Source organism: Salmonella sp. A29-2 (genome assembly GCF_020150755.1).
GTDB lineage: Bacteria > Pseudomonadota > Gammaproteobacteria > Enterobacterales > Enterobacteriaceae > Salmonella > Salmonella enterica.
In genome coordinates this window covers 1,786,349-1,808,658 of the sequence record NZ_CP083731.1, presented here as the reverse complement: position 1 = coordinate 1,808,658, position 22,310 = coordinate 1,786,349, and the positions used below count along the sequence as shown (strand labels likewise).

Annotated in this window: 20 protein-coding genes; all 20 read right to left on the bottom strand. The window is 53.5% G+C overall.

What is annotated here, in order from left to right; translation table 11 throughout:
• Positions 1 to 39: 39 nt before the first annotated feature.
• The gene (gene rfbD / locus K8W53_RS08660) at positions 40 to 939 is read right to left on the bottom strand and encodes a dTDP-4-dehydrorhamnose reductase (protein ID WP_001023659.1); all 900 of its coding nucleotides are present in this window, start codon (positions 937 to 939) and stop codon (positions 40 to 42) included.
• The gene (gene rfbB / locus K8W53_RS08655; protein WP_000697846.1) at positions 939 to 2,024 is read right to left on the bottom strand and encodes a dTDP-glucose 4,6-dehydratase; all 1,086 of its coding nucleotides are present in this window, start codon (positions 2,022 to 2,024) and stop codon (positions 939 to 941) included. Before rfbB ends, rfbD begins: the two co-directional genes overlap by 1 nt.
• A 376-nt stretch (positions 2,025 to 2,400) precedes the next feature.
• On the bottom strand, positions 2,401 to 3,294 hold the full coding sequence (galF, locus tag K8W53_RS08650; protein WP_000981469.1) for a GalU regulator GalF: 894 nt from the start codon (positions 3,292 to 3,294) through the stop codon (positions 2,401 to 2,403).
• Positions 3,295 to 3,471: 177 nt separating this feature from the next.
• Positions 3,472 to 4,875, bottom strand: a complete 1,404-nt coding sequence (wcaM, locus tag K8W53_RS08645) for a colanic acid biosynthesis protein WcaM (protein WP_023224545.1) — start codon at positions 4,873 to 4,875, stop codon at positions 3,472 to 3,474.
• A gap of 10 nt (positions 4,876 to 4,885) precedes the next feature.
• The gene (wcaL, locus tag K8W53_RS08640) at positions 4,886 to 6,106 is read right to left on the bottom strand and encodes a colanic acid biosynthesis glycosyltransferase WcaL (RefSeq protein ID WP_023224544.1); all 1,221 of its coding nucleotides are present in this window, start codon (positions 6,104 to 6,106) and stop codon (positions 4,886 to 4,888) included.
• Positions 6,103 to 7,383 (bottom strand): colanic acid biosynthesis pyruvyl transferase WcaK, encoded by a 1,281-nt coding sequence (gene wcaK / locus K8W53_RS08635; protein WP_023224543.1) that lies wholly within the window; start codon positions 7,381 to 7,383, stop codon positions 6,103 to 6,105. Before wcaK ends, wcaL begins: the two co-directional genes overlap by 4 nt.
• Positions 7,384 to 7,404: 21 nt before the next feature.
• Positions 7,405 to 8,883, bottom strand: coding sequence for a colanic acid undecaprenyl disphosphate flippase WzxC (gene wzxC, locus K8W53_RS08630; protein ID WP_000058679.1), 1,479 nt, complete (start codon positions 8,881 to 8,883; stop codon positions 7,405 to 7,407).
• A 101-nt stretch (positions 8,884 to 8,984) separates the two neighbouring features.
• Positions 8,985 to 10,379, bottom strand: coding sequence for an undecaprenyl-phosphate glucose phosphotransferase (wcaJ, locus tag K8W53_RS08625; RefSeq protein ID WP_000183163.1), 1,395 nt, complete (start codon positions 10,377 to 10,379; stop codon positions 8,985 to 8,987).
• A gap of 53 nt (positions 10,380 to 10,432) precedes the next feature.
• Positions 10,433 to 11,803 (bottom strand): colanic acid biosynthesis phosphomannomutase CpsG, encoded by a 1,371-nt coding sequence (gene cpsG / locus K8W53_RS08620; protein WP_023224542.1) that lies wholly within the window; start codon positions 11,801 to 11,803, stop codon positions 10,433 to 10,435.
• A 110-nt stretch (positions 11,804 to 11,913) separates the two neighbouring features.
• The gene (gene cpsB / locus K8W53_RS08615; RefSeq protein ID WP_000605946.1) at positions 11,914 to 13,356 is read right to left on the bottom strand and encodes a mannose-1-phosphate guanyltransferase; all 1,443 of its coding nucleotides are present in this window, start codon (positions 13,354 to 13,356) and stop codon (positions 11,914 to 11,916) included.
• The gene (gene wcaI, locus K8W53_RS08610; RefSeq protein WP_052939426.1) at positions 13,353 to 14,576 is read right to left on the bottom strand and encodes a colanic acid biosynthesis fucosyltransferase WcaI; all 1,224 of its coding nucleotides are present in this window, start codon (positions 14,574 to 14,576) and stop codon (positions 13,353 to 13,355) included. Before wcaI ends, cpsB begins: the two co-directional genes overlap by 4 nt.
• Complete coding sequence (locus K8W53_RS08605; protein ID WP_052939427.1) at positions 14,573 to 15,046, bottom strand: GDP-mannose mannosyl hydrolase; 474 nt, start codon at positions 15,044 to 15,046, stop codon at positions 14,573 to 14,575. Before K8W53_RS08605 ends, wcaI begins: the two co-directional genes overlap by 4 nt.
• A 2-nt stretch (positions 15,047 to 15,048) precedes the next feature.
• Positions 15,049 to 16,014 carry a GDP-L-fucose synthase gene (gene fcl / locus K8W53_RS08600; RefSeq protein WP_001041704.1) on the bottom strand — a complete coding sequence of 322 codons (966 nt, stop codon included), beginning with the start codon at positions 16,012 to 16,014 and terminating at the stop codon, positions 15,049 to 15,051.
• A gap of 2 nt (positions 16,015 to 16,016) precedes the next feature.
• Entirely contained in the window at positions 16,017 to 17,138 is a 1,122-nt protein-coding gene (gmd, locus tag K8W53_RS08595) for a GDP-mannose 4,6-dehydratase (RefSeq protein ID WP_000048160.1), read from the bottom strand.
• A 23-nt stretch (positions 17,139 to 17,161) separates the two neighbouring features.
• The gene (wcaF, locus tag K8W53_RS08590) at positions 17,162 to 17,716 is read right to left on the bottom strand and encodes a colanic acid biosynthesis acetyltransferase WcaF (RefSeq protein ID WP_023224539.1); all 555 of its coding nucleotides are present in this window, start codon (positions 17,714 to 17,716) and stop codon (positions 17,162 to 17,164) included.
• Between the two features lie 15 nt (positions 17,717 to 17,731).
• On the bottom strand, positions 17,732 to 18,478 hold the full coding sequence (gene wcaE, locus K8W53_RS08585; RefSeq protein WP_052939428.1) for a colanic acid biosynthesis glycosyltransferase WcaE: 747 nt from the start codon (positions 18,476 to 18,478) through the stop codon (positions 17,732 to 17,734).
• Positions 18,479 to 18,490: 12 nt separating this feature from the next.
• Entirely contained in the window at positions 18,491 to 19,705 is a 1,215-nt protein-coding gene (gene wcaD, locus K8W53_RS08580) for a colanic acid polymerase WcaD (RefSeq protein ID WP_000091392.1), read from the bottom strand.
• Positions 19,680 to 20,897, bottom strand: coding sequence for a colanic acid biosynthesis glycosyltransferase WcaC (gene wcaC, locus K8W53_RS08575; RefSeq protein WP_052939429.1), 1,218 nt, complete (start codon positions 20,895 to 20,897; stop codon positions 19,680 to 19,682). Before wcaC ends, wcaD begins: the two co-directional genes overlap by 26 nt.
• The gene (gene wcaB / locus K8W53_RS08570; RefSeq protein ID WP_000888725.1) at positions 20,894 to 21,382 is read right to left on the bottom strand and encodes a colanic acid biosynthesis acetyltransferase WcaB; all 489 of its coding nucleotides are present in this window, start codon (positions 21,380 to 21,382) and stop codon (positions 20,894 to 20,896) included. Before wcaB ends, wcaC begins: the two co-directional genes overlap by 4 nt.
• Positions 21,383 to 21,384: 2 nt before the next feature.
• Positions 21,385 to 22,227, bottom strand: a complete 843-nt coding sequence (wcaA, locus tag K8W53_RS08565) for a colanic acid biosynthesis glycosyltransferase WcaA (RefSeq protein WP_000205695.1) — start codon at positions 22,225 to 22,227, stop codon at positions 21,385 to 21,387.
• Positions 22,228 to 22,310: the final 83 nt, after the last annotated feature.

The window sequence follows — 22,310 nt, the reverse complement described above, 5'->3', positions numbered from 1 at the left end:
CTCATTCATAGAAAATGCCCTGATGGGCATTTAAATTTATCAGATGGTTGTCGTCGTAAACATTTCAGTCAGCATACGCTTAACTCCTAATTCCCATTGCGGCAGAATAAGGCCAAAATTACGCTGAAACTTTTCAGTATTGAGACGCGAATTTCCAGGTCTGCTCGCCGGCGTCGGGTAGGCGCTGGTCGGCACAGCATTAAGCTCAGTCAGCGCAAGCGTTATCCCTGCTTTGCGCGCCTCGTCAAAGACTAAGGCCGCGTAGTCATGCCAGGTTGTGGTTCCCCCGGCAACCAGATGGTAAAGACCTGCGACTTCTGGTTTCTTTAACGCCACACGGATCGCATGCGCCGTGCAGTCAGCCAGTAATTCCGCACCGGTTGGCGCACCGTACTGATCGTTAATGACTGAAAGTGTCTGACGCTCTTTCGCCAGACGAAGCATTGTCTTTGCGAAATTATTGCCCTTACCTGCATAAACCCAACTGGTGCGGAAGATAAGGTGCTTAGGGCAGTTATCCTGCAGGGCCTTTTCTCCCGCTAGTTTGGTTTTGCCATAGACATTCAGCGGCGACGTAGCGTCCGTTTCCTGCCATGGGATATCGCCGGTACCAGGAAATACATAATCGGTTGAATAATGCACTACCCATGCGCCAGTTTCGTTGGCTGCTTTAGCGATGGCTTCCACACTGGTGGCGTTAAGTAACTGCGCCAGTTCTGGTTCAGACTCTGCTTTATCTACTGCAGTATGGGCTGCTGCGTTAACAATCACATCGGGACGAAGCTTACGAACGGTTTCGGCAACGCCTTTCGGATTGCTAAAATCACCGCAAAACTCTTTTGAATGGACATCCAGGGCAATCAGATTCCCCACTGGCGCCAGAGAACGTTGCAACTCCCAGCCTACTTGCCCTGTCTTACCAAAAAGTAAGATATTCATTACTGGCGTCCTTCATAGTTCTGTTCTATCCAACTCTGATACGCCCCACTTTTAACATTGTTTACCCATTGAGTATTTGCAAGGTACCATTCCACTGTTTTACGAATACCGCTTTCAAAGGTCTCCAGCGGTTTCCAGCCTAATTCGCGGCTAATTTTACCTGCATCAATGGCATAACGACGATCATGGCCCGGACGATCGGCGACATAAGTGATTTGTTCACGATAAGAAGTCGCTTTGGGTACAATCTCATCCAGCAGATCACAGATGGTAAATACCACATCGAGATTTTTCTTCTCATTGTGTCCACCAATGTTATAAGTCTCCCCTGCCTTGCCTTCAGTCACTACCATATGAAGCGCGCGAGCATGATCTTCTACATATAGCCAATCGCGAATCTGATCCCCTTTGCCATAAATTGGCAAAGGCTTTCCTTCCAGCGCATTCAAAATGACCAACGGAATCAGTTTTTCAGGGAAGTGATAAGGGCCATAGTTATTAGAACAATTGGTAACGATCGTTGGTAGACCATAGGTACGCCGCCAGGCACGGACTAAATGATCGCTGGATGCTTTTGACGCAGAATAGGGGCTACTTGGCGCATATGCCGTCGTTTCAGTAAATAACGGCAGCGTAACGCTGTTTTCAACTTCATCAGGATGCGGTAAATCGCCGTAAACTTCATCAGTGGAAATATGATGAAAACGAAAATTATTTTTTTTATCTTCGCCAAGCGCCGACCAGTATTTACGCGCAACTTCAAGAAGTACATAGGTGCCGACGATATTGGTTTCAATAAATGCTGCCGGCCCGGTAATCGAACGGTCCACATGACTTTCCGCAGCCAAATGCATCACCGCGTCCGGCTGGTACTGCTCAAAAATACGCGTTATTTCAGCGGAATCACAAATATCCGCGTGTTCAAAATTGTAGCGATTACTTTCAGAAATATCAGAAAGGGATTCAAGATTACCGGCGTAGGTTAATTTATCAATATTAACTACAGTGTCCTGTGTATTCTTAATAATATGGCGAACAACAGCTGATCCAATAAAACCTGCCCCGCCAGTAATAAGTATCTTCACTTTTCTATTCCATAAGGCGTATTTAATGTGGTATTTAATTTGCCAATAAAAATTAATTGCTCAAGTCGTTACACACGCTACCGCCCCTGGCTCATCAGCTACCAGTGCACTGCGTACATATCGACTTGTTACAAACCTCGCCCAGCAGGGCAAAGCTCACTAAAACTTAAACGCTAATTGTCTTATTAATTGCATCCGGAAACAAGGATTAATCTTATAAAATCAACATTAAAATGCTCCAGATAACCCCTTGTTACTTAAGCCCTTTATAGAAAACTAAAACGGCAGTCAACACTCGTTTCAGCCAACTTGCCGCTTCGAATGTTCACTGCCGTTATTATGTTTATCACCAACCATTTATCACGGTTGTTAATACTTATTCATGCAGAAGCTGCTCTATGCTCTTACGGAACTTCGCTCCTTCTTTCAGGTTGCGCAGCCCGTACTTCACAAATGCCTGCATGTAGCCCATTTTTTTACCGCAGTCATAGCTGTCACCCGTCATTAGCATCGCGTCAACCGACTGTTTTTTCGCCAGCTCAGCAATGGCATCGGTGAGCTGGATGCGGCCCCAGGCGCCCGGTTCGGTTCTTTCCAGTTCCGCCCAGATGTCGGCTGAAAGCACATAACGGCCTACCGCCATCAAATCGGAATCCAGCGTCTGCGGCTGATCCGGTTTTTCGATAAACTCCACAATCCGGCTGACTTTGCCTTCATTATCCAGAGGTTCTTTCGTCTGGATAACGGAATACTCCGATAAATCACCTTTCATGCGCTTCGCCAGCACCTGGCTGCGACCCGTTTCATTGAAACGCGCCACCATCGCCGCAAGGTTATAGCGCAGCGGATCGGCGGTAGCATCATCAATAATAATATCCGGGAGTACCACAATGAAAGGGTTATCGCCCACGACCGGACGCGCGCACAGAATAGAGTGCCCCAGCCCTAACGGCTGTGCCTGGCGAACGTTCATAATCGTCACGCCCGGTGGGCAGATAGATTGCACTTCCGCCAAAAGCTGACGCTTAACGCGCTGTTCAAGAAGTGATTCAAGTTCATAAGAGGTGTCGAAGTGGTTCTCAACGGCGTTTTTAGACGCGTGAGTCACCAGTACGATTTCTTTGATCCCTGCAGCCACAATCTCATCGACAATGTACTGAATCATCGGTTTGTCGACGATCGGTAGCATCTCTTTTGGGATTGCCTTGGTGGCAGGCAACATATGCATACCCAAACCCGCTACCGGTATAACTGCTTTCAAATTCATCATTGTTTCTTCCACCTGTAAAATGGTTGCTGAATTATAGCTCTTTAGCTTGTTTTCGCCAGCATGAATTACTCTGCTGCCAGGGATAATGATGGCACGCTCTACATTACGTCTTAGTCGGCCCCATAACATTAAGTATGAACAACTTTTTCCCAGGAATTTTCGTAAAAATAGCGATACTTACCCTCCCCGCTTCGGCAGCGAAAAATTCACTGCTTCGACATTCACGGTTTGGTGATTAATCCTGTCGATATCCACGGAACTCTGCCCGTTTTCATTGATGGCATGAACATTAGCGAGGGAAAGCAGCGTGTCCTGGCGGGCCATAAATTGACCACGGACATCTTTACGCAAATCGAAGTGCATTTTTAACGCCGGGCCAATCGCTGAAGTTTGCATCACGTTGATATTGCGCAGAAAGAGGTGCTGCGGTTGATTATGCAGTTCCAGCGTAGCACGCGTCATCCGTACGTTGGTGATAGCGACAAACGAAGGAGCGTTGCCGGAGGAAATTTGAATGCCGCGTAATTTATAAGCAACCTGGCGATTATCCAACCGAATAGCGTTTAATTTAAAGTTTTGCGGAATTGACAGGTATTTTCCTTTAACAACGCCATAGCCGATAAGCATCCCGGCACTATTCGTCATATCAATATTATCAATGACGAAATTATCACAGCCATAAATTGCGATCGTTGCGTTATCAATACCCGCCTTTTTACTGAAATCGGGCGTGATGTTTTTGGCTTTGACATTGCGAATGACGAAATGTTTGCCATTTTCTACGTGCACCAGCTGTCGGCAATCAGATCCGGTAATATTGGCCACCACAAAGTTTTTTACTGCCTGATCTTCAGGATAACTGTTGTCATAGGTGCTACCCGCCAGCCCGATGCCGATCCCCCAGTTGATTTTGCCATTGGTACAATCAATGCGTTCGATGACATGATCGGAAATCAGGATGTCGCGGTCGTGAATCGCGACATTCCACTCAATGGCGTCCCCCTGTAAATCGCTAAAGCGGCTATGCGTAATCCGCGCGCCGTCCATTTGGTTATGAAATCCCTGGCGGAGAATGGCGTAGTTGGCGTGGGTAACGGTGATGTCATCGATAATGAGATTACGCATCACCTGCGGTTCCTTACCACCGATGAAAATTTGCGCGACGGGGCCAAAGCCGCTCATCGTCACGCCTTTAATCACACAGTCCGACCCGCGAACATCCAGCGTCACATTGTGCAGACTGCCGCCCTGCTCCCCCACCACCTGACACCCGTCCTGCAAAATAAACCGTCCCCGGCCATTCCCACGCACCGCGCCCTGTACCCGCAGCGTTTTTCCCGCCGGAATCGTTATCGCCGCATTGATATTTTCACACACCCATCCTGGCGGTACGACCACGGTCTGTCCGTCGGCGAAGGCCTGTTTGAACGAGGCGATACCGTCATCCGCCGGATAATCCTTAATATCGACGGTCTCGCGAGGTTCACGCGCCTGTACCGGCAAGGCGCGCAGAAAAGGAAGAACAGCAAGCGCAGAACCTGCCGTCAGGAGGGTACGTCGGGAGAATTTAGTCGCGGGCATACCACCTCGTTTATATCGTTTGTAGCAGGCTGGCTAACTGGCGATTAATCGCCTGCTGATTAAAATCTTGCGCCACTTTTTCACGGGCGCGCGTGATCACCGACTCCAGCGTGTCGTGGTCAATCCGGCTGAACTCAGCGAGTCGGGCCGCCAGCGCCTGCGCATCGTTTTCCGGCACCAGCCAGCCGGATTTGCCGGCCTCCACCAGTTCCGGAATACCGCTATGCACGGTAGACACCACGGGAATCCCTACCGCCATCGCCTCCATCAGCGCTACCGGAATACCTTCCATATCGCCATCCGTACCGGTAATCGACGGCAGCAAAAAAACATCGGCGTCATCCAGCATCGCCTTCACTTCATGGCTCGGTTTAAACCCCGGCATCTCAATGACATCCTCTAGCTGATACTGCTCGATGAGCGTGCGCAGCCGACGTTCCCACGGGCCAATCCCCAGAATGCGGTAGCGAAACGCCACGCCCTGCGCTTTCAGTTGCCGACAGGCTTCAATCGCCACATGCAGGCCTTTTTTCTCAGTCAGGCGCGCGACGGAAATCAACTCCAGCGGCATCCCTGGCGCTTTCACCGGACGATGGGTAAAACGCGTCATGTCGACGCCCATGCGCGAAACGGCAATCTTTTCCGGCGGACAGCCCATACTTTTCAGGCGACCGGCCCACAGTTCGCTGATAGGCAGCATCAGATCGCCACGACGAAACAGCTGCTGATACTCCGGCGTGTAATGACTGAGCACTTCGCGGCTGGAAATATCAATCCCGTGGAAAATAGTCGCGATTTTGCCGCGAAGCACGCCCAGTTCGCGTAGTTTGGCCGCCGTCACGCCCGCCGGACCAAAGTGCGCGATGAACACATCCGCCACAAAAGGCTGGCTCACCTGCGCGCAAATCGCGGAAAGGATCAAATTGCGTGATTCATCGCCATAGCGGGTAAAATTGAGCGCTTTCCAGGTCGCCGCCCGATGCAGCCCCGGCAGCGTTTTACATGCCCGGTAGCGCAGTTTCGCCAGCCGTCCCTGGGGCTCATCCTGTAACCAGCGGGTTTTCGCCGCCAGGCCATACTTCTCCCAGGCGGCGTGAGTATGTTGGGTATCGCCTTTTTGTAACGCGACAATCTCCACCTCATGGCCCATATCAATAAACGCAGTAATCTGATTCAGCACAAAGGTTTCCGATGAGAGTGGAAATTTCAGCAGAAAAAAGCTGACTTTCATTGCGCCTCCCGAATTCTGTCGAGAACGGATTTGATCATCGTGAACCCTTTCGCCCGCTCCTCGGTAACGGCGTTAGCCACTTTTGCCTTTAGCGCAGGCAATTGATTGAGCGTATCGGCCACCACGCTTTGTAATGAACCGTTCAGCAAGTGACGGATATCGATAGCCAATTCCGCCAGGCCTAGCTGCTGCATAATCCCGGCGGATTTATGTTCATAATTAATGGCGATGGCGGGTGTGCCAAAATTCATGGAGATAATGGCGGAATGCAGGCGCGTCCCGATGGTCAGTACGCAGGAGGCGAGGATCTTTCCGATTTCCACGTCATTGAGTTCGTCCATCGCGATATGGAAATGCTCTGAGTCGTTTACATACTTCGCCATCCGTAACGCAACCATCCGGTCATCGCGGTTATAGCGATCGATACTGGTGCAGGTTGACAGCGCCAGTACCTGATAACCGTCCGCAATCAGGCGATTCACGACCTGGGCAAATGCCTGCTCATAGGCCTGCTGAGTGGTGCCCAGGCGTTTATCAAACGGCTCCAGATCGCGCAACGTAATCGCGACGGTTTTGCGGCGCGCGGTGACGTCCAGCCAGTGCTGCACAGCATAACTGGCAACAAACTCGTCGTGACGGCGTTCGACTAACCAGGCGGTATCCACCCCCTGCTCCACTTTCCGGGTATCGATCTGCGCGGCGGTCATCAGATCGCGGCTGACGGTTTCACGTAGGATCAGCGCACTGGTGCGCCCAAAAACATAATTGGCGAGCTGGTTAAAGTCAGGATTCTGGAAAGGGCCGACGCTATGTCCCACCATATAAATTGGTTTGTTCGCCATAAACGTGCACAGCGGATATTCAAAGTGAGTCAAACCGTATAAGTCGACATAGTTTGAACCGCCCACCTGGATGACGGCGTCATACTGCGCAATAAATTGCGCGAATTCGGCAAATTCCGGCGCGATAGCAAAATTACGCAGCGATCCTTCCTGGGCGACTTTAGACAATAAAATTTTATGCTGAAAACGACGGCGTAATACTTTTTTCACCCGACCGTTAAGCCCTGCCGCCGCCTGCTGTTTCTGGCTTAACTGATACAGCGGGTCGGCAATAATCGGGCGCCCCTGCAACCAGGCGGAACTCACCGGGAAACGGCTCATCACATCCATCTCCGCCTCTGGCGCCTGTTGACGGATGGCATCAAGCAAACCGCGCATAATGGCGCTATCACCACGGTTGCCGCATGTGTGGTTGCCTAAAATTAATAATTTCATAAATAGCCTCTTATATCCCCGTCATCCGACACGTAATAACTTTTTCATTTTTGCACTGCCAAAAAGCTGATTTTTAATTTCCATCACCAGCGCATTGCGTGAAAAAATAATCATTAAAATAAAACTCAAAATACCGACCATAACCTGTAGCGCGAATACCCCCGACAACGGTAAATAACCGTCGACCAGCTTTCCTGCGCCGTAGCTGGTAATAAATGTTGGCAATGAGAGATAAAACGGTAGCCACAGGCTGAGAATATACTGACGATAGCTGGAGCCGAGTACCGGCTTAATCATCACGAAATAGCTCAGAATGGTGTTGATGATTTGCACCACCAGGAACCCCAGCGTCACGCCAATCGCCCCCGCCAGATGGCCGCCAATGAGAATTGCCGGGATAAACAGAAACGTTTTAAAGACGTTGAATTTAAAGCTGATATCCACGCGCGCTTTCGCCATCAGCAGCGAACCAATCGGGTTGCCGACCGAACGCAGCAGCCCTACCACGCACAGCAATTGCAGGATCGGGATAATGCTGTTCCACTTCTCGCCAAACACTAACGGCACAAAATTGTTCGCCACTACCATCAGACCCAACAGCGCGGGAAAATTGATAATTCCCACCACGGAAAGCAACTTATAGAAGTTGACGCGCAGCTTCTCGGTATCGTCCTGGATTTTGGCGAATGCCGGAAATAGCACGCGAGTAATGATGGGATTAAGCTTCGCCGGCGGCACAACCGCCACGTTGTACGCGAGGTTATATCCCCCGGCGACGCTTGCGCCGAGAATTCTCGCCAGTACCAGCGTCGATAAATTCGTGTTGATGTAATTGACGATACTGTCCGCCGTCAGCCACGCGCCAAAACGCAGGTTCGTGGACACCGATGCCAGCGAAAAATGCAGCCCCGGACGGTAAATCTTGCGGCCAAAGTAACCAAACAGCAGCGTTCGCACCGCACTGTTCACCAGATAGCCGAGAATCGCGGTTAACGCCAGCGGCCAGTAATGGGCGCTAATCACCGTAAAGGTGAACCCCGCCAGCACGGAGGTCGTTTCGATCATGCCGATCTTATTGAACTCCAGCTCTTTTTGCATCAGCGCGCGGAACTGCTGCCCGTGAGGGATCACGATAAACGCCAGCGACAACGTTTTGATTAACGGCGCGAGATCCGGGTTATGCAAAACATGGGCAATCGCATCGCTCAGCCAAAAGACCACCGCAAATACCACAATCCCAAGCCCAACGTTTAGCCAGTAAAGCGTGGTCAGCTCCAGATGCCCAATCGTTTTACGCTGGATAATCGAGTTCGCGATGCCAAAGTCCGAGATCGTGTCGGCCAGCGCGATAATCACCAGCGAGACGGTCAACAGGCCAAACTGGTGGTTGTCGATGATCCGCGCCAGCACCGTCATCTGAATTAACCCCAGACCGATAATCACTATCGTGGCGATAGCCGACCATTTAGCGCCGCTGATCGTTTTTTGTCGTAAACTCATTCTTTTCTCCAGAACCTGTTCACAAGGCGTCATTGGCGCAGCCAGATTGAGCACTGCCCTGGTTCAATATGGCAAGTAAAATAGCCTTGTGGGTCAGGTTCTTAATACGCCGCTTTATTAACAAACCCTTTAAAAATCGTCAGAAAAACGATTTTGATATCGAACCAAATACTCCATTCACGGATGTATTCCAGGTCGAACTCCACGCGTTTTTCCATTTTCTCCAGCGTATCGGTCTCACCGCGCCAGCCATTAATTTGCGCCCAGCCGGTGATGCCCGGCTTCATCTTGTGGCGTAGCATGTAACCTTCAATCAACTGACGATACTGTTCGTTATGCGCCACCGCGTGCGGGCGAGGACCGACGATAGACATCCCGCCGGTTAATACGTTGATAAACTGCGGTAATTCATCCAGCGAGGTACGACGCAAAAAGTTACCTACCCGGGTGACGCGCGGATCGTTTTGTGTCGCCTGGGTAACGACCTTATCGTTCTCCATTACCTTCATTGAGCGGAACTTCCAGACCTTGATCGGCTTGCCGTCCATCCCGTAGCGCGTCTGACGGAAAATCACCGGCCCGGGCGAGCTCAATTTGACCGCCAGCGCAATGCAGCACAGTACCGGTGAGATGAGCAGCAGAATCAGCGACGCCAGCACGATATCCTCTGCCCGTTTAAGCAGACGGTTAATCCCTGATAGCGGCGTGTCATATAGCGGAACGACCGGAACGCCGCTCATCTCCTCCACGCGCGAGTGGAGAATATTAAAGGTGAACACATCGGGAATAAGGATCACCGAGCAGGTGGTGTCGGCCAGCTCGCGCACCAGTTTTTTCACCATGGCGCCGTCGCTCATTGACATGGCGATATAAACATTGTGAATTCGCGAGGCTTTCGCATCGTCAATTAACTGCTCAAAGTTCCCGGCCCAGTCAGCAGAGACGCCGCCCGGTTTGGGATCGTGATAGACGCCCACCACCTCAAAACCCAGCCACGGCTCATTACGGAAGCTATCCAGCAACGCCTGGCCCGCAGGCAAATCTCCGGCGACGGCGACCCGGCGAGTGTTATAACCACGATTGCGTAGCCAGCCCGCGCCGAAACGAATAAATGAACGGCATAACACTAAGCCCAGGCTGGACAGCGCATACCAGGCCAGCCAGGTGGCGAGGCGGTTGTCAAAGTCGTCATTAAACGCCACCAGACCGGCGCTGAAGATCAGGCTCAGCGTCCAGTTTTGCAGTAACAGCGTTAACTCTGTCGACATTTTGACGCCGCGCCAGGAGCGATAAAAATCGGTCATCCCGCCCAGCATTTGAAAAACAACCAGCGTAATCAGCGCCACCAACAGGTGCATGTACAGGAATGGCAGTCCACTGACTTCACAGATGAACCACAGCCCGCCAAACATGATGGTGATATCTGAAAAGCGTTGCACCATAGAGATTAACGATGCATTGGTTTTGGCTCGTTCGCGCTTTTTTAGATTTGTCATCGTTGTTCCTGTGATTGGCCCCTTACCCGCAGGCGGTAAGGGGAGATCTGACGTTACTGATTCAGCAGCGCCAGCAGAGTGCGTGTTCGCGCTTCCATCAGCGGAATATCGCCGCGTGATTCCACATTCAGGCGCACCACCGGTTCGGTGTTTGACGAGCGCAGGTTGAAACGCCAGTCGGCGAACGACATGCTGAGGCCGTCCGTGCGGTCCACCGCCTGCGCCTCTTCCGCGAAGTGCGCTTCCACCCGCGCGATGGCCGCCGCCGGCTCCGCCAGCCTGCTGTTGATTTCCCCGCTCGCCGGGAACGCCACCATCCGGTCGCGGACCAGTTCACCCAGCGACTGCCCCTTCAGGCACACCAGCTCCGCCACCAGCAGCCACGGGATCATCCCGCTGTCGCAGTAGGCAAAATCACGGAAATAGTGATGCGCGCTCATTTCCCCGCCATAAATGGCATCCTCCGTACGCATCCGCTCCTTGATAAAGGCGTGCCCGGTTTTTGACATCACCGGCGTCCCGCCCGCCGCCGTCACCACTGCCTCCGTGTTCCAGGTCAGGCGCGGGTCGTGGATAATCTTCGCCCCCGGGTGTTTTTCCAGAAATGCTTCCGCCAGCAGCCCGACGATGTAGTACCCCTCGATAAACTGCCCTTTCTCATCGAACAGGAAGCAGCGGTCGAAGTCGCCGTCAAAGGCGATGCCCATGTCCGCCCCGTGTTCAATAACGGCCTTGCGGGTGTCGTCGCGACACTCCGGCAGCAACGGGTTGGGAATGCCGTTCGGGAAGGTGCCGTCCGGGGTGTTGTGGATTTTGATGAACTCCACCGGCGCGCCCAGCGCCTTCAGACGCGCTTCGATGGCGTCAATGACCGGCCCCGCCGCGCCGTTGCCGGAATTCACCACCAGCTTCAGCGGGGTGAGATTGTTAACACTGATGTAGGCGAGCAGGTGGTCGATGTAGGCGTCGCGCAGGCTGATTTGTCTGTAGCTGCCGCGCGCGGCCTCGTTCACCGGCGGGAAGTCGCCCGCTTCCGCCAGACGCTGAACGTCGCGCAGACCGGTGTCGCCGCTTATCGGGCGGGCGCCCTCGCGCACCAGCTTCATGCCGTTGTAGTCCATCGGGTTATGGCTGGCGGTCACTTCAATACCGCCGTCCACGCCGAGGTGGAAGGTGGCGAAGTAAATCTCTTCGGTGCCGGACATACCGATATCCAGCACGTCGACGCCCGCATCCTGTAACCCTTTCGCCAGCGCCAGCTTCAGCGCCTCGCTGGTCAGGCGCACGTCGCCGCCCAGCACGATGGTCTTCGGTTTTAAATATTCGCCGTAGGCGCGGCCAATCCGCCACGCGATATCTTCATTGAGCTCTTCGCCCAGCCTGCCGCGAATGTCGTAGGCCTTGAAACAGGTTAATTTTGTCATGTTTTTACCCTTCTTCAGGCAACAGTTAGCCCTGACCGTAAATGGCCAGCATCGTTATTGTTATTCATTGCCGGATGGCGCGTTGCGCTTACCGGGCATAATTGCAGGCGTCAGACCCGCCCGTAACGGTCCTCGAACCGCACCACGTCGTCCTCTTCGAGATACGAGCCGGAACGCACTTCAATTAAATCGAGCGGTATTTTTCCCGGATTTTCCAGGCAGTGGGTCGCCCCCAGCGGAATATAGATGGACTCGTTTTCACCGAGCAGCTTAACCTCGCCGTTGATGGTGACTCTGGCGGTCCCCGCCACCACCACCCAGTGCTCGGCGCGGTGATGGTGCATCTGCACCGACAGTCCTTCCCCCGGCTTGACGGTAATGCGCTTCACCTGATAGCGCTCGCCCGCGTCGATGGAGTCGTATTTGCCCCACGGACGGTAAACCTCGCGGTGCATGTGGTGCTCATGGCGTCCGTCGGCCTTGATCTTCTCCACCACCTTTTTCACGTCCTGCACCGCGTGGCGATCGGCAATCAGCACGGCGTCTTTGGTCTGCACCACCACCAGATCCTTCACGCCGACGGTGGTCACCAGGCCGGATTCGGCGTAAACGTAGCTGTTTTCCGTTTTATGGCTGATGACGTCGCCGTGGTGGACGTTTCCCTCCGGGGTGTGGGCGCTGATTTCCCACAGCGAGGACCACGAGCCGACATCGCTCCAGCCCGCGTCCATTGGCATCACCACCGCGTCCGCCGTCCGCTCCATCACCGCGTAGTCAATGGACTCTTCCGGACAGGCGAGGAAGGCCTCTTCATCCACGCGGATGAAGTCAAGATCCGGATCGACGCCGCGCATCGCCTGTTCACAGGCGGCCAGAATATCGGGGCGGAACTTTTTCAGCTCTTCCAGATAGCGTCCGGCGCGGAACAGAAACATGCCGCTGTTCCAGTAGTAATCGCCGCTGGCGACGTAGGCCTGAGCGGTTTCCAGCCCCGGCTTCTCAACGAACTGCGCCACCTCAAAAGCCACCGCATCCGTCGCGCCCGGCACGACATCACCGCGCCGGATATAGCCATAGCCGGTTTCCGGCAGATCCGGCACGATACCGAAGGTCACCAGTTTGCCCGCGTCGGCATAGGGCATGGCGCCGCGCACCGCGTCGCGGAAGGCCTCTTCATTGGCGATCGCATGATCCGCCGCCAGTACCAGCATCAGCGGATCGCAGTCCGTATGCTGGCGCGTCGCCGCCAGCGCCGCCAACGCAATCGCCGGCGCGGTATTGCGCCCGGCGGGCTCAAGAATAATGTTCTCCGTCAGCTTATTGAGCTGGCGGAGCTGTTCAGCAACGATAAAACGGTGCTGTTCGTTGCAGATAACCACCGGGCTTTCGCACTCCACGCCGTTCAGACGGCAAATGGTGGTTTGCAGCATGGTGAGATCGCCTTTCAGGCACAAAAACTGTTTTGGATAAAGCACGCGAGAAAGCGGCCACAATCGGCTACCGGAGCCACCGGCCATCACAACCGGGTAAAGTTTTGTCTGACGCATTATCATCCCCGAATATCTGCAATAAATTGGCGTAGCACGTTCTCTTTATTGAGCGTGCGTTCGGCGTATTCACGTGCCGTCGTGTTGTTTTTCGGCATGGCGAGCGCCTGGCTAATCCCGTCGACCAGCGCGTCGGTTGACTCCGGCTCCACGCAAACGGCGATGCCCGGATAACGCGCGCAAAGTTGTCCTAATTCGGTGTGCGGCTCAGCGGTAATTACCGCATTGCCGCCGACCGCCAGAATGTTAGTCAGCTTGGAGGGCAGTACCGCATCCGCCGCGCCGCGCTTTTGCACCACCAGATGGCAGTCGCCCATTTTCAGCAGAGCTGGTAAGGCGTCGTAATGCTGCAGCGGGAGGAATTTAATATTTGGCAGGCCGCGTTCGCGGGCCATGTTCTCCAGCCGCGCCTTGCCGCCCCCCTGGCCGACAATCGCGAAAATCAGCGGGCGATCGCGTAATCGTTCCGCGGCGTCAATTACCTTTTCCAGCCCTTGTTTTTCGCCGATATTGCCGGAATAGAGCACAATTTTTTTGCCATCTGGCAAGCCAAGCTGCTGACGCAAAGCCGTCACGTCAGCGTCATTAACGTCCTGAAAGCGCGCCACTTCCGACCAGTTCGGAAAAAAGAGGATTTTTTCCGCCGCGACGCCCTTTTCCCGCGCTTTATTCATCATGGAGCGAGAGATGGTCGAAACATTATCAACGTTACGCAGCGCGCTGCGTTCAAAGGCCGTCGCTAACCGCGCTACGCTGCCGCGCTTGCCTTTTCCCGCCATTCCTAAGCCGAGCATGGCGTCCACTTCGTAATCCTGAATATGCAGAACGGTACGTGCGCCGGAGAGTGTCGCCAGCAGACGCATTCCCGGCGTACAAAAGAGCGTCGGTACAACGCCGATAATCCGATCCGGCTTCCAGCGACGCTGCGCCATCAGTGGGAAAAAACTGCTCAATGCAAAGCTCCCCAGATGAAGTAGTCGTTTTAGGGTGGAGGGCTGTTTCGGCACATACAGCGGGCAACGCCAGACGGTAGCCTCGCCCTCTTCCCGGCGATAGCGCCAGGCGGAATAGCGCTCGCCGACCTTCCACTGCGGGTAGTACGGCGGCGCAGTAATGACCCGCACCTCATGGCCTTCCCGCGCCATCCACGCCACCATTTCGCCGGTATATTTGCCGATACCGGTCAGTTCCGGCGAATAGTTAATGCCATAGACCAGGATCTTCATAGGCCCACCGCCGGCGCGTCAGGAGAGAAGTAGGCCCGACTGTTCTCATGAACATTATCGCTTGCCAGAAGCTGTTCCGGCGTCAGCCAGCGGTAACTGCCATGCTGGGTCTCAGGCAGGCGTAAATCGCTCTCCGCCACGCGCAGACGAAAGCCGAGCACGATGTAATGAGTTGAAAAATCCTCACCGGAAAAGTTGTCGTCATAGAAGTGCTGCCAGACGCCATAAAACGTCCCTGCCGCCAGCGGCAGGCGCACGCCCAGTTCCGCCTGCGTCAGGCGTGCAAAGGCGGCTTCCAGCGTTTCGTCTTTGCACACCCGCCCCCCCGGCACAAACCAGTAGCCCTGCGCCGGACGGTTGAGACGCTGGCCCAGTAAAATTTCCCCCTGGCCGTTTTCCACAATGAAATCGAGGGAGATGAGGGGCGTGGTCCGCACCACGGCGGCGAAATCTTCCTGACGTAAAAACATTGTCACCCCCGGAACCGTTGCTGATTCTCAAGGAACCACTGGTAAGTACCGGCAAGCCCTGCCTCCAGTGAAATTTCGTGATACCAGCCAAGCTGATGCAGGCGCGTGACGTCGAGCAATTTACGCGGCGTGCCGTCCGGCTTCGCGGCGTCGAACACCACCCGGCCCTGGTAACCCACCACCTTTGCGATGGTCTGCGCCAGCTCGCGGATGGTGCAGTCCACGCCAGTGCCGACGTTAATGTGCGACAGCATCGGGTCGGTGTTCTCCTGCCACACCTCGCGCGCCAGCTCCATCACGTGAATGCTGGCCGCCGCCATATCGTCAACGTGCAGAAATTCGCGCATCGGCGTACCGCTGCCCCACACCACCACCTCCGGCGCGTGGCTCTGCGCAGCCTCATGAAAGCGGCGCAGCAGCGCCGGGATCACATGTGAATTGTCCGGATGGAAATTGTCATGCGGGCCGTACAGGTTGGTTGGCATCACCGAACGGTAGTCGCGACCGTACTGCCGGTTGTAGGACTCGCACAGTTTAATCCCGGCGATCTTGGCGATGGCATACGGCTCGTTGGTCGGCTCCAGCGTCCCCTGCAGCAGCTCGCTTTCCGCCATCGGCTGCCTTGCCAGTTTCGGATAGATACAGGACGAACCGAGAAACAGCAGTTTGTTCACGTTGTGCAGGTGCGCGGCGTGAATAATGTTGCTCTCTATCATCATGTTTTCATAAATAAAATCCGCCGGATACGTGTTGTTGGCAACAATGCCGCCCACTTTCGCCGCCGCCAGATAAACCTGGTCGATACCCGCTCCGGCAAAGAACGCCTGTACCGCGCGCCCGTCGAGCAGATCCAGCTCATCGCGGGTGCGCAGTACCAGTTCCACGTCGCCGCGCTGCGCAAGCTGCCGTACAATGGCGGAGCCCACCATCCCGCGATGGCCCGCCACAAAAATTCGTTGCTTATTCATTCTCAGGACTCCAGCGCGATGGCCACCTCGTAACCGTGAGATTTCAGCAGTGAGTGTTTTTTCGCGGCCTCCAGATCGTTCGCCACCATCTCGGAGACCATCTCCGACAGGGTGATTTCCGGTTTCCAGCCCAGTTTCTCATGCGCTTTGGACGGGTCGCCCAGCAGGGTTTCCACTTCCGCCGGACGGAAATAACGCGGATCAACGGCCACAATCACATCGCCCGGTTTCACGCCCGGCGCATCGTGTCCGGTAACGGATACCACGATCCCTTTCTCATTAATGCCTTCGCCTTCAAAGCGCAGTTTTATCCCCAGTTGCGCCGCCGCCAGCTCCACAAACTGGCGCACGGAATACTGCACGCCGGTGGCAATCACGAAATCTTCCGGCTGCTCCTGCTGTAACATCATCCACTGCATCCGCACGTAATCTTTCGCATGACCCCAGTCGCGCAACGAGTCCATGTTGCCGAGATACAGGCAGGACTCCAGTCCCTGCGCGATATTGGCGATGGCGCGGGTGATCTTACGGGTAACGAAGGTTTCGCCGCGACGCGGAGACTCGTGGTTAAACAGAATGCCGTTACAGGCGTAAATACCGTAGGATTCACGGTAGTTGACGGTGATCCAGTAGGCGTACAGTTTCGCCACCGCATAGGGAGAACGCGGGTAGAACGGCGTGGTCTCTTTCTGCGGGATTTCCTGCACCAGCCCGTACAGTTCCGAGGTGGAGGCCTGGTAGAACCGCGTTTTCTTTTCAAGACCGAGGAAGCGAATCGCCTCCAGCAGGCGCAGCGTGCCCATCGCATCCACATCGGCGGTATATTCCGGCGACTCAAACGACACCGCCACGTGGCTCATTGCGCCCAGATTGTAGACCTCATCCGGCTGCACTTCCTGTAAAATGCGGGTCAGGTTGGAGGCGTCGGTCAGGTCGCCATAATGCAGATGAAATTTCGGGTTGCAGCTGTGCGGGTCCTGATAAATATGGTCCACGCGCTCGGTATTAAACGATGACGCGCGGCGCTTGATACCATGCACCTCATACCCTTTTTCCAGCAGAAATTCTGCCAGGTAAGACCCATCCTGTCCGGTTACGCCAGTAATGAGAGCGACTTTTGACATTTTCATTTCCTCAAATAGTCCCGTTAGGGAGTAACTTTCTGAACGCGCTGGCGCGTTACCACTGCGGGATTGCCCCGACAAATCGCATTTGCCGGTAATGATTTAAATACGCTGCTGCGCGCGCCGACGACGGTGCCATGACCTATCGTCACGCCGGGCGCGACAAAAACATCGGTTGCCAGCCAACATTTTTCGCCAATAACAATCGGCGCGGCGTTAATATCGAAATGGGCGCTGGTATAATCATGGCTACCGGTGCACAAATACCCTTTTTGTGAAATGACCGCATGTGCGCCAATATTAATTTCACCCAACGTATATAACACAGCGTCGTCGCCTACCCAGGCATAATCGCCGACGGTTAATTTCCACGGATAGGTAATTTTTACTGACGGTCGAATAACCACATTCTGTCCAATTTTGGCGCCAAACAGACGCAGCAAAAAGGCTCGCCAGCGATACAATATTTGCGGCGACCCGGCGAATAATGTCGCCTGTACCGCCCACCATAATTGTACTTTTAGCGCATTAGCGCCGCGGAACCCCTTCGGCACCGTAAAGCCGCTAAGATCCTGCATAATAACTCCCGGTGATTAGACTTTGTTATACCGCGCTTTTGTTTTACCCGTCGTTTTCAGACGTAATAAATAGGATAATTGCGCCCAAAACCCTGGCACACGTAATATTTTTCGCTGTACGTTTTTTGCATCCTGACATAATTCCAGATTATTCGAGGTTGACACGCCGCCCATCGAAAATTCAGATACCAGTCCGTTAATTCGTCGAAAAGGATAGCCTGCTTTATAGAGACGGGCCGCCAGCGCATAATCTGAAGAGACATGATATTGCAGATCATAAGGATACTTTTTTAACGCTGCCGTCGGGAAAAATATTGCCTGATGGCTGGCTGGCAAACTATGGTAGATATAATACCCGGATTTAGCCTTCCGGCGTATTTTATGCCCGCCGCCGAAATCCAGCAGCGCGTCGCCAATATACATCGCCTCGCCCTTTTGTCGCGCCAGTTGGCGGACAAACAGCGCGGCATCATCATGGAACGCATCACCGGAATTAAGAAACAGGGTATAGCGCCCCTGCGCCAGCGCAATGCCTTTGTTCATGGCATCATAAATACCGTGATCCTTTTCACTGATAAAACGCAGGTTAAACTCACCGTGACGTTTTTGCAGAAATTCGCGCGTGCCGTCCTCCGAACCGCCATCCACTACGATCCATTCAAATGACAGGCCCGGATCGCGCGCCAGATTGCGCAGCGAGCGCCAGGTTTTTACCACCCCTTCGTAATTGCGAAAGGCGACGGTAACGACGCTTAAAAACATGCCACCACCCCGTTATGAAATTTTTAACGCCTTGCGCAAAATGAACGGACAGACGATTAAAAAAGCATATTCCGGGCTAAATATTGAACCGGTAAAAAACAGCGACACCGGCGTAAAAAGATAGAGCTGCACCCGAAAATTACGATTATCGCCAAACGCATTTAGCGCCATTTTTAAAACTTTCCCCATATACCACAGCGTCATTAGCACTGCGAACCAGGAAAAATAAATAATCAGCAGATACAATCCATTGTCTATGGTTTTCCCGACATCCGCACCGTTAAAGATTCCGAATGATGCAACATATTCATAAAGTGAGCCAAATCTGACTACACCATCAATATGGGTCAAGGAATATCCGACCATGACTAACGGGCCCACAATACGATAATAAGAAGATGAGCCTTCCGTCCCTAAATCGCCAAGTCGTGTCGCGATATAAGGAAATGCAATAATTACCCCAACCAAAAACAGGGTTAATGAGACCAGCGCCAGTGGAAGTTTTTTCTTTATCGCATCCTTATTCAAATATTGGAACGCCCACTCCAGAAGGTAAAACAAGATAAAGGTCATTACCCCTGAAAATGATCCTGATAATATTATCCCTGCCAGAATCATAGCATCGCTTTTCGGTGTTTTGATACCAAACTGTTTGATGCTCAGCCAAATTGAGATTAGTGCCAAAGCGAAAAATGCCGGTTCAAAATAAAGCGCAGTGGTACGCTTACCGCCAAATTTTATGAAGTTCAGTACGTAGCTATTACTGTAAATGAGATATTTCGAAATTCCTTCCATAATACTGCTGCCGCCGGTAAGGATAATTTGCGCCATCTCAACCGCGGCGAGCGCGACCACTATACCCACCACCAGATAAAAAAAACGCAAAATCTTTCGGTGGTTATGCGCGGAAATGGTTTTGAATCGGATACTCCAGACCATCCCGATAATGACCACAATATAGACAAACAGCATCGTGGACGTGACATATTTACCGGCATTCAGCGACTGGCCGAACAAGAAGTTAAATGCCGTAAGCCCCGCGCCGATGCCTAAGGCGATCATCAATTTTTTTACGCTAATGCGTTCCACAAATAACAGCAGCAACAGCGGTAAAAAAGTGACGATGGTAATGGGAAAGCTTTCCCCCAGTTGGGCAATCTTGACATTGACCAGTAGGTAGATCAGCGGCAGCAGCAGATAGCTACAGATTCTGATAGAACGAGACATACTCCTCCAGCATCTGTTGACCGCTGTACGCGACGCGGCTACGCATACGAAAGGCGTCCAGCGTGGCGCCAAATACCGCCTGAGCAATCTCTGGCTTACGCCGCTGCGCCAGGCGCAGGACATCTGTAGCGGCAAAAGTCTGGCCGCCGGATTTCGCTAGCACCTCCTGCGCCGCCTCGCTGTGGGTGGCGATTACCGGTACGCCGATCGAGAGCGCTTCACACAAGATCAGCGGATAGTTATCGACCCGCGAGCTAAAGACCAGCGCGTCCATCTCATTGAGCGCGCTCATTAATTTGCGCTTATCGGTTTCAAAACCGTGATTAACAACGTTTTGGCTGGTAAAAGGCGAAAATTTACCGAAGGTGTGCAGTTCAATTTTTTCGCCCAGCGCCATCATGTCGTGTACCAGACGCTGGTCAGTTTTGCCGTCGTAACGCAAGTCATGCGCCACAATGGCGATCCGCGGTTTGCCCGGATTCAGCGGCACAGGTGATAGCTGCGCGAGAATCGCCTCGGTCGCCAGATCGATACCGTTGTTAATCACCCGGCAGAGTCCCGCGCCATAAACGCTGTTAAAGGCCTCGGCCACATGCTGGCTCGGCGAAATAAACTGGCAGCCCAGCCGCAGCATGTCCCGAAAGCGCTGACGTTTGCCGCCAATAAGCTGGTGCGCCCGATCCACCCTGACCGGCGGATAATTGCTTAGGGTCGGACATTTTTGGCAGCCGCTTTTCCAGCCCTCGCAACCGTCGGTGAAGGCGCAACGCCCGGTGACGCTCCAGTGATCGTGCAGCGTCCAGACCAGCGTGACGTCCGGTTTTTGCGCTTTGACTTTTTCGCAAAACGTCACGATATCCGCCAGGTTTAGCCAGTAACTGTGGAGAACATGAAAATGCAGCACCAGCGGGCCGGATGTCTGGATAACCGTGCGGTAAAGATTGTCGAGATTGCCAAACAGATCGCGATTCAGGAAACGAAACAGCGCGATATTAGCGATTGCCGTGCCGCGCGGCGTCTGTTTTATCACCTGCGGATAACGGTGGTGGCTGACGCTTTTTTTTCCGCCTTTGCCATAACCATAAACAAAATGCGACGTCAGCCCTTTTTGCAGCGCCCGCAGATGGAGATCCAACGCCACTCCCGCCGCGCCGCCTTCCGCCAGCCGTACATTAAATTGCAGAATATTCATGTGCTGACCTTCACCCGTGCTTTTTCTCCCACCACCAGCGCATGGTCCGGAATACTGTCAAGCACCACGCTACCCGCGCCAATCGTGACGTGATTACCAATAGTAATATCGCCAAGCAGGATGACATTCGCCCCCAGCTCAACGCCGTTACCAATCACCGGGCAAGCCAGGCTGTCCGCACCGCGATTGCCAATGGTGACGCCGTGGCGAATGGTAAAATCGTCGCCGGCGACGACATGTTTGTTAATCACTACCGCGTAACCATGATGGATAGTGAACCGCCGACCAATGGTCGCGGCGGCCTGGATTTCATACCCGAACAGGCATTCCGTGATCACGCGATACAGCACCAGCACCGGCGCGGCCCACAGATTATTCAGCACATTCTTTTTGCGCCAGACGGAACAAAAATGAGCGATACGGTAGGCCAGCACCATGCAACAGGGGCGTAAGCTCCAGCTATTCGCGCGTAAGTCTTCCAGCATCGTTATCGCCCCCGCAACCCGGCCGCCAGGCGTTTGCTATTACGCACAGAGAGCAACGTCAGCAACGTGCGCCAGGTCATTCGCTTATTGCGAATTTGGTACAGGGTAAAAAGCTGGTATTTTTTACTGGCGCGATCGAATTTATCTTTGTGCTTACGATAAAAATGGAAATAGCCGGAGAACTTTTTCGGCGAAGAGGTAATCTGCATCTCGCCGTGGTTGATATGTAAAATTTGCGTCGCCTCTTCGACTTTCCACGGTTCGCCATACTCCACCACCATGCGCAGAAAAATGTCGTAGTCCTGCGCCGCCTTGAGTTCGGTATCGAACAAACACGCTTTAAAACGCCAGGCCCAGGTAAAAACCTGATTGCCAATAATATTGCGCTTGTAGAATAAGCGGCGCGAATAAGGAGATTTCGGATACAGCGGCAGGCTGGCAGGCTGAGAGTAGACCTCGCCCTCGCACACATAGTCGTTGGCATACAAAAAGGCGTGTGTAGTTAACTGGTGTTTATGGGCCAGAAACACGCTCAGACGGTTTGGCGTCCATTCATCGTCATCATCAATACCGGTAATGTAGTGTCCTTGCGCCTGCATAATGGCCTGGTTGCGAACCGCGCAGGCGCCGGTATTCCTGGCGTTATGGGTATAACGGACGCGCGGGTCGTTCAGCTCCTCAACAAATTGTTGTAGCTGCTGATAAGACGAGGAGCAATCATCCACGATGATCATCTCCCAGTGACGGTAGTCCTGACGTAGTACTGATTTAATCGCCCGGATAGCCAACTGCTGCCTGTTCCAGGTTGGCATATAAATTGAGATCAGCGGATTGTCTGTTGTCATGCTTATTCCCCAGATAGTTTTGCCGCATGGCGCTACGCTTGTCCGGCCTACAGTCACAGGCCGCGCCATCCGGCACGCCTTAT